The sequence below is a fragment of the Rhizobium sp. TBD182 genome (assembly GCF_001950375.1).
In the GTDB taxonomy this organism is placed as follows: domain Bacteria; phylum Pseudomonadota; class Alphaproteobacteria; order Rhizobiales; family Rhizobiaceae; genus Agrobacterium; species Agrobacterium tumefaciens.
In genome coordinates, this window is sequence record NZ_BDLN01000017.1 from 16,570 (window position 1) to 25,058 (window position 8,489).

Genomic DNA, 8,489 nt, shown 5'->3' on the forward strand with positions numbered 1-8,489 from the left:
GGCGATGCCAAGCCTTATGCCTTCACCACCGCCGACGGCAACTTTACCGGTTTCGACATAGAGCTGTTCCTCAACGTAGCCGAACGTCTTGGGTTCAAGAAGGAACAGGTGGTGTTCACCGGCCAGGAATTCTCGGCCCTGATGCCCTCTGTCGCCAACGGCCGCTTCGATGTTGCGGCCGCTGCGATCGGCACGACTGCCAAGCGCAAGGAGACCATTGATTTCTCTGATGGTTATCTTGCAGGTTTCTTGAGCGTCCTCACTTCGGAGGCAGGCATCACCGATGCAGCGGGGCTCAAGGGCAAGCGTCTCGGTGTGGTGCAGGGTACCCTTCAGGAAATCTACGCCGAGAAGAATTTTGCCGGTACTGATCTCGTGAAGTTCCCTGACAACAATTCTGCCGTTTCCGCACTCAACAACGGGACGGTCGATGCACATTTCCTCGATTTCGAGGCTGCAAAGGACTATTCCGCCCGTTATCCGGCACTAAAGGTCGCAGTCAACATTCCGAGCTTCGATGCTCCGGCCGGCTTCGTCATCCGCAAGGGTAACGATGCATTGCGCGAGGCGCTTAACAAGGGCCTGAAAGAGGCCATGCAGGACGGCACCTGGAAAAAGCTGCACGAAAAATGGTTCCCCGGCACGCCGATGCCGCAGGCATATCTTCCCAAGCAGTGATGCCACCTTCCGGTCCGGCCTTCACCGGTCGGACCGGCCTTTCTTTCAAGGGATATCCTGATGAACTGGCTTGAAAACCTGCGCCGTAGCTTCCTCGACTGGAATGCCATGGCCGAAGTGCTGCCGACCATGATCACAGTTGGTCTCAAGAATACGCTGATCCTGGCTGCGACCTCGACTGTGCTTGGCGTCGCCATCGGCATGATGCTTGCGATCATGGGCATTTCCCGCTCGCCCTGGCTGCGCATTCCCGCTCGTCTTTATACCGATATTTTCCGCGGCCTGCCGGCCATCGTCACAATTCTCCTGATTGGCCAGGGTTTTGCCCGCATTGGCCGCGAGCTCTTCGGTCCGTCGCCTTATCCGCTCGGCATTCTGGCACTCAGCCTGATTGCCGGTGCCTATATCGGCGAGATTTTCCGCTCTGGTATCCAGAGCGTCGACCGTGGGCAGATGGAGGCCTGCCGGGCATTGTCGATGAGCTATGGCCAGGGCATGCGCCTTATCGTCGTGCCGCAGGGCGTGCGCCGCGTGCTGCCGGCCCTCGTCAACCAGTTCATCGGCAACGTCAAGGATTCGAGCCTTGTCTATTTCCTCGGGCTTCTGGCCTCAGAACGTGAGATATTTCGCGTGGGACAGGACCAGGCGGTGGTGACCGGCAATCTGTCACCGCTCCTGCTGGCGGGCGTGTTTTACCTTGTCGTTACCGTACCGCTTACCCATGTCGTCAATGCGATCGACAATCGTCTGCGTGTTGGCAAGCAGCGCCCCTCCGTCATCACCAGTGGACTGGAGGAAGTCAGTGAACTCGACAGTGCAGCTCGCGCGACTGGCGTCTCGTTCAAGGGCGGCAGCCTCGATGTACGCCGTCTCGGTATGGCCTATGGCGATCTTGATGTGCTGAGGGGTGTCGATCTTTTAGTCAAGCCGGGCAGCGTCACCTGCATCATCGGCCCGTCCGGATCCGGAAAATCGACTTTGCTGCGTGGGCTCAACCGTCTGGTCGAGCCGAAGAGCGGCGATATTCTTATCGATGGCGAAAGCATTCTCGCAATGAAGCCGGAAACGCTGCGCCGCCGGGTCGGCATGGTCTTCCAGCATTTCAACCTCTTTCCCGACCACACGGCGCTGGAAAACGTCATGCTGTCGCTGACGAAGATCAAGGGCCTGCCCGCAGCCGAGGCGGAGCGCATCGCCAAGGCAAGGCTTGCCGATGTCGGCCTTGCGAGCCGCCAGCACCACCGTCCGGGTGGTCTTTCCGGCGGGCAGCAGCAGCGCGTTGCCATTGCCCGTGCGCTTGCCATGGAACCGGAGGTTATCCTCTTCGACGAGGTGACGAGTGCGCTCGATCCGGAATTGGTCAAGGGCGTGCTCAACCTCATGGCCGAGCTCGGCACGCGTGGCATGACCATGGTCGTCGTCACGCATGAAATGGGATTTGCCCGCCGGGTGGCCGATCAGGTCGTCTTTATGGACGAGGGGCGCGTCGTTGAAGCCGGCACGCCAGAGGTAATATTCGACAACCCGCAAAGCCCGCGTCTCCAGCGCTTCCTAGCGGAAGTGCTCTGAGCGCCGGGAGGAGAAACCAATGACACAAACGATACGATGGGGTGTGCTCGGTTGCGCAGGCATTGCTGCCAAGGCGGTCATTCCCGCCATCCAGTCCAGCCGCCTGGGGCGCGTTGCGGCAATCGCCTCGCGCGATGCCGCGAAGGCGAAGGAGATGGCGGCCCGCTTCGGCATCGCCAAGTCCTATGGCAGCTACGAGGAACTGCTTGCCGATCCAGAAATAGACGCAATCTACAACCCTTTGCCCAATCATCTGCACGTGCCACTGACGATAAAGGCACTGGCGCAGGGCAAACCCGTACTCTGCGAGAAACCGATCGCGCTTGATGCCGAGCAGGCGAGGGAACTGGCAGCGGCACAAAAGGCGGCGGGCCTGCCGGTCGCGGAAGCCTTCATGGTGCGCCACCATCCGCAATGGAAAAAGGCGCGCGCGTTGATTGTCGAGGGGCGCCTCGGCGAGGTGAGGGCCATCCAGACGATCTTTTCCTATTATCTCGACGACCCCGGGAATGTACGCAACCAGGCTGATATTGGCGGCGGCGGTCTGTTCGACGTTGGTTGTTACGCCATCAACACGGCGCGGTTCCTGTTCGACGCGGAACCGGTACGGGCGATCGCCCTCATGGAGCGCGATCCCGTCTTCGGCACGGACCGGCTGACGAGCGGGCTGCTTGCGTTTCCAGAGGGAAGGCAGCTTGCCTTCACCTGTTCGACACAACTCTCCCTCACGCAGAAGGTCACGGTGCTTGGAACGTGCGGGCGTCTGGAAATCCCCATTCCCTTCAATGCACCAGCTGATGAGGCGACCATCCTTGTCTTTGATGATGGTCGCGATCTTGCCGGGGGCGGCCGCGAGGAGATCGCGATCGGGCCTGTCGACCAGTATCGCGAACAGGCCGATGCATTCGCCGAGGCTGTTCTCTCCGGCGGGCCACTCGAGACGGGGCTTGGCGACGCAATCGCGAATATGACGGCGATTGACGCGCTGTTCCGCTCCGCAGCCAGCGGTCGCTGGGAGATCCCCGATGCCTTACCCTATCCGTATGACAATTGATTGAAAGCCAATTCCATGACCGACAACACCATCTCTTCGGCCGTCATCATCGGCGCGGGTATCTTCGGCGTTTCCACTGGCGTCCAGCTTGCGCGGCGCGGCATTAAGGTGACGATCCTCAACGACGGGCCGCCGGCCAATGGTGCCTCCGGCCGCTCGCTGTCCTGGCTGAACTCGGCACGCATGCGCTCTGAGCCCTATCATCGGCTGCGCATGGCCGGCATCGACCGGTATCGCACACTCGCGGCGCAGAATCCCGGCGCAGAATGGCTTCGCTTTGATGGCGGGTTGACCTGGGACGCGGATGACGAGCGCAATGAGATCGACGCGGCCTATCGCCACGAAGTTTCGCTTGCCTATGATGCGCAGCGCCTTTCAGCAACCGAAGTCGCCCGCGTCGTGCCCGGTGTCGACGCCGGCGCAATCACTCCACAGGGCGCAATCTACAATCCCGGCGAAGGATGGGTCGATTTGCCGACGCTGATTGGTGTGCTGCTTGAGGAGTTTTTCGCACTCGGTGGCGTCCTGGTAACGGACCAGGGTGCTGCACGGGTGGTGATCGAGGGTGGTCGTGTCATTGGCGCGCAAACTGCAAATGCTGTTCTCCATCGGGCGGATGCCGTCGTGCTTGCCACCGGTCCGGCCGTCCCGAAGATGGCTGCGGAAAGCGGACAGACCATTGCCGACGGGACACCGATTGCCCTTCTGGTGCAGACGAGACCGCTCGCCCATCCCCTGCGCGCTGTTCTCAATACACCGCGCGTCGCCGTTCGCCCGGCGCCGGACCGCACATTCTCCCTGGATGCCGACTGGGCGGCCGACGAGGGTGTGACAGTGCGCGCAGACGGCAGCTATGATATCGACGACAGCGTGGTTTCAGAGCTTTTGGTTGAGGCTGCGCGGGTGATGGAAGGCAATCCGAAACTCGAGGTGGCTTCCATCGGCGTTGGTGGCAAACCGATCCCCGGCGATGGCGAGCCGGTGATTGGAGCCATCAAGAGTATTTCCGGTTACTACGCGGCCTTCAGCCACAGCGGTGCTACACTCGGCCTCATCGTGGGCGAGCTGCTCGCGTTCGAGGTTGCGACAGGCACCGAACATCCCATGCTCGCAACCTTCCGACCTGGCCGCTTCTCCCTGAATTGAGCAATGTCAGGCAGATATCGCCAAAATGAGCCGGCCGCAGCGGCCGGTTTTTCTACGATACTGAGACTGAGACGTCCGTTCCGATGCCTGACATCTGGATGCCGTTCTTGTCGACTCGAACATCAAAGGCAAAAAAGAGGATGACCTCGTGTCTGAGGCCGCCGCATGCTATTGGTAGCGCAATAAAAAACGGGCCAAAATAACTATGGATTTGGCAATTCCCAGCGCAACAAATCTCAGCCTGTTCGTCAGCGCTACACTGGTGCTGCCTCTTGTGCCGGGACCGGCAGTTCTTTACATCTTCGCGCGCTCGGTCGAGTAGGGTCGCTCTGCGGGGCTCGTTTCAATCCTTGGCATCCATACGGCCACGCTTGTGCATGTCGTCGCCGCCGCGCGCTTAGGTATATTTCCGTTCATGGCAATTTGGACCTCGTCGTGGGAACAAGTTTTACGACTTTCAGGAGGTTTTGCTACGGCTGCGGATGGAATCTATCACACGCTCCGTTGGGCCTTCTAATCGAAGGCGATCAAGTCACAGGATGAGTTTGAGTTAGGCAAATAGAATCTCTGCTTTTTTCCTGTGACGCCTCAACGTAACATAAGATTCAGTTTGACGATACCGCGTGCCATTGCGCGAGCACCCTCGAGGATGCAGCTTCGTAACTTGCGTGCCGGGGCGTTCAGACGGCATGGTCGCTAGAAATCGCCCCAATACTTTGCGGACAACCCGCCATCCAATTTCAACGTGGGGGACCCAGAGGACGCTCTCTGCAGACCGACACGAGGCCAACACAGCCTAGAAACTAGCGTTACTCCCACACTCGATGACCTATCATGCGAACGCACGCAAATCGAATGCCTGTACAAAGCGGTCGAAACCACGATCGCTCTCCGCCCTCGAAATTGGTCCAACTGATCAATCCTGACTTCAGGATGGGAAATCATGCTGGCAAAATCGGACTCATCGGTATCAGGCCAGGGTCGCAGATTGGATCGCTGTGTCGTGATGCGCCTTCATATAGCTTCACATCCGTAGCGGGCTACGAGGTCGGTCAAACTGGTAATTGCATCAACAACCTATCTTGCGACGCCAAATATTAGTAGCACGCACCTGCGTGTGCAATTGGAATAAACATTAAATTTAGTGGCAGGTTTGCATCACTATTGCGCCCCCCCAAAGCAGATGATCAGGTAACAGCAGCATAGAGAACTGGTTGAGCAAACGCCCCTGGATCATGCCTTAAGCGATATACATGGTTATTATTCACTTGACCTGATTAACCAATCGTTAACCATGTTTGCCTAGTTCTGTCTCCAAAGCCGGTTTTATGTCGGTAAATCAAAGCCATGGTCTCGTTCCTCGTACTGGCAGGTTGCTCATTCTTCCCGTCAGAAGGTGGAACGTTAAATGCGATTTAGTTGGCTTCCAGCGTTTGTTTGCGTCATCGCCGCGGGTATATTGACAACTGGCTGTGCAAATCGCTCCAGCGCCAACATCCGACAAGCGGGCCCCGGGAATCCTGAAGCTTCCGGCAAAGACATGCAACTTGGTAACGCGGATCTTCCGGGCGTGATCGGGACGATATCGGAACCCGTCAGGCCGGCGAAACGCGAACGAACCGAACACAAGGGCCCCTTGTCAATCGAAACTGCTGTGAGAAAGGCAGTCGATTGGCATCCCGCTGTCACGGAAACCATAGGTCGGCTTCGTCAGCAGACCGAGTCGGTCAATGAAGCTCGTGCCGGTTATCTTCCCAATATGAGTTGGGGACTCGACTCTTCCTATAGCACCAATAGATCGGATCGCTACAGTCCAGATTTGAACTTCAATGTCTCGCAGATGCTTTATGATTTCGGTAAAGTGGACAACCGGGTCAAAATCGCCACTGCGGGAATTGCGGGCCGGAAGTCGCAGGTTATGATGGCTGTGGACGATCTGGCGCGCGAAACGGCGTATTCAGTGATCGAAATACAGCGCAATCGCTCATTGGGAAGTGTTGCGCGTGACCAGATAAAGGATGTGAAAGCGATCTTGGACCTGGTGAAGTCGCGCACCGACAAGGGCGCAAGCACGCGTTCAGATCTGCTGCAAGCCGAAGCGCGTGTTCAGGCCGCCGAAGCCACATTGTTGGAGATCGAGGGGCAATTATCGCGCTGGGAAGCGATCCTCGCGAATTTAAGCGGTATCGACGGACCCGTCGATGTATCGGACACACTGCCGGCATGGCTGTCTAAGTCCTGCAGTTCCACAAATCCGGACTGGTCGCGCGTGCCGGCAGTCATGCAGGCAGCGGCAGATCGCGAAGCGGCGGCCGCGCAGATTGCTCTTGCGAAAGCCGAAGGGTTGCCGACACTGTCGCTCGACGCTGGAATTGGTGTCGACGTGACGGAACTCAGCTCATTTGATCCCGACTACAGTGTCGGGCTAAAGGTTACGGGCAGCCTCTACAATGGCGGTGCGACGAGCGCTAGACGCAACATGGCCGTCCAGGCGCTTGGAGCATCACAGGCTGCAGAAGCGCGCGCGTTGGTTGATATCTTGAGGAACCTGACGGAAGCCAGTAGTCAGATTTCAAGTAAAGAAAGTCTGCGCCGCTCGCTCTCGACGCGTCAGTCAACGATGCGACAGACGCGTGATCTCTATCGAACACAATATGTTGAACTCGGCACGCGAACACTGCTTGATCTGCTCAACGCCGACCAGGAACTCCATGCCGCCAGGTTCGATATCAGCAACATCAAGTATGACCTGCACAGGTTGAACATCGACTGCACGTTCAATAGTGGACGAATGCGGGAAGCCTTCTCGCTGGAAGGCCAAACCGTCCAGGGCATTTCCCTTTAGCGGACGGTAGCAACGGCCGGCCCTTAAGCGACATATATTTGATTTTAATCAATTTTTTAAACGCAAAGTTTCTCTCCTGGTTCGCGCCTAGGCTTGATTAAACAGTATCACGGGGAAGGTCGGATCGCCGCAAGATACGACCATAACGGGTGTTGACCAAAAATAGAATTGGTCTCACACGTGATTGCCGACCGATGATAATGCAAGCCATCCCGAAGAGAAATCGACCATGACTTCGCACTGTTGCCACCCTCATATATAAGAGGGGAAAACATATATTAGATCTCGGAATTACCGTTACAAAAGAATTTCCTAATGCTCTTCCCGGTTGTTTTTTTCTTGCAGAGTCCATTTTTTATGCAATTATGAGGGTGGGAGAGGCGATCGGAAGACTATTTCCGACGTTTAGATAAACCGATCCGTTGATTTTGGGGCTGCTTGCTTCTCAGCGGTCGTCGCTTGCGAAAATCCAGTTTCTTACATGTTGCCTGATGTCACGGGCGGCAGGAATTTCTGTCGCCGATGTTACCGCGTTGCAGGAGGAAAGTTTCATGGTTGCGATCGTTACCGACAAGGCCGCCGGTGGTTCTCAGACCGTGTCGCTCGATAAACTTGATATCGAAAAACCGAGCATCGTGCGGATTCGCGCGGATAAAAATGAGGTCTCCGACTTCGTGCGCGACGGTGACGATCTCCTTCTTCGGATGCGTTCCGGCGAGACCATCCGCATCGGACACTTTTTCCGCGAGATGGATGGTGAGCACAGCGAGCTGGTGCTGGAGGATGAAAATGGCAACCTCTGGCTGGGTGAGCATAGCGACGGCTTGGCTGACTTTCGTTTTTCACAAATAGAGGGCGTAGATCAACTGGTTGGCGCCGCTACAAGTGACGGCTCCGTCCTCGGTCTTGTCGCTCTAGGCCTGCTGGCTGGCGGGGGAGCCCTCGCTCTTGGAGGATCGTCCAGCGATGACGGTGATGCTGACGCTGACGCGGATGCGGATGCGGATGCTGACGCAGATGCCGACGCGGATGCTGACGCCGACGCGGATGCGGATGCCGACGCTGACGCCGATGCTGATGCGGATGCCGATGCGGACGCGGATGCTGACGCCGATGCCGACGCGGATGCCGATGCCGACGCGGATGCGGACGCGGATGCCGATGCGGACGCCGACGCGGACGCAGATGCTGATGCGG

The 8,489-nt window shown here is 57.7% G+C and carries 6 protein-coding genes and 1 pseudogene; all 7 read left to right on the forward strand.

Annotated features, from left to right (window positions below):
• A partial coding sequence (locus tag T18_RS25685; RefSeq protein WP_323455282.1) for an ABC transporter substrate-binding protein occupies positions 1-678 on the forward strand: 678 nt, incomplete at its 5' end.
• A gap of 60 nt (positions 679-738) precedes the next feature.
• Entirely contained in the window at positions 739-2,247 is a 1,509-nt protein-coding gene (locus T18_RS25690) for an amino acid ABC transporter permease/ATP-binding protein (protein WP_038497365.1), read from the forward strand.
• Positions 2,248-2,266: 19 nt separating this feature from the next.
• Positions 2,267-3,301: a Gfo/Idh/MocA family protein gene (locus T18_RS25695; RefSeq protein WP_038497362.1), complete on the forward strand. Its 1,035-nt coding sequence runs from the start codon at positions 2,267-2,269 to the stop codon at positions 3,299-3,301.
• 15 nt (positions 3,302-3,316) lie between these two features.
• Complete coding sequence (locus T18_RS25700; protein ID WP_038497593.1) at positions 3,317-4,447, forward strand: NAD(P)/FAD-dependent oxidoreductase; 1,131 nt, start codon at positions 3,317-3,319, stop codon at positions 4,445-4,447.
• Between the two features lie 205 nt (positions 4,448-4,652).
• Positions 4,653-4,841 (forward strand): annotated as a pseudogene (locus T18_RS28160) (LysE family translocator); the annotation flags it as partial.
• Positions 4,842-5,987: 1,146 nt separating this feature from the next.
• Positions 5,988-7,292: a TolC family outer membrane protein gene (locus tag T18_RS25710; RefSeq protein WP_038497359.1), complete on the forward strand. Its 1,305-nt coding sequence runs from the start codon at positions 5,988-5,990 to the stop codon at positions 7,290-7,292.
• Between the two features lie 551 nt (positions 7,293-7,843).
• The coding region (locus tag T18_RS25715; protein ID WP_075807879.1) for a BapA/Bap/LapF family prefix-like domain-containing protein at positions 7,844-8,489 on the forward strand (646 nt) is incomplete at its 3' end.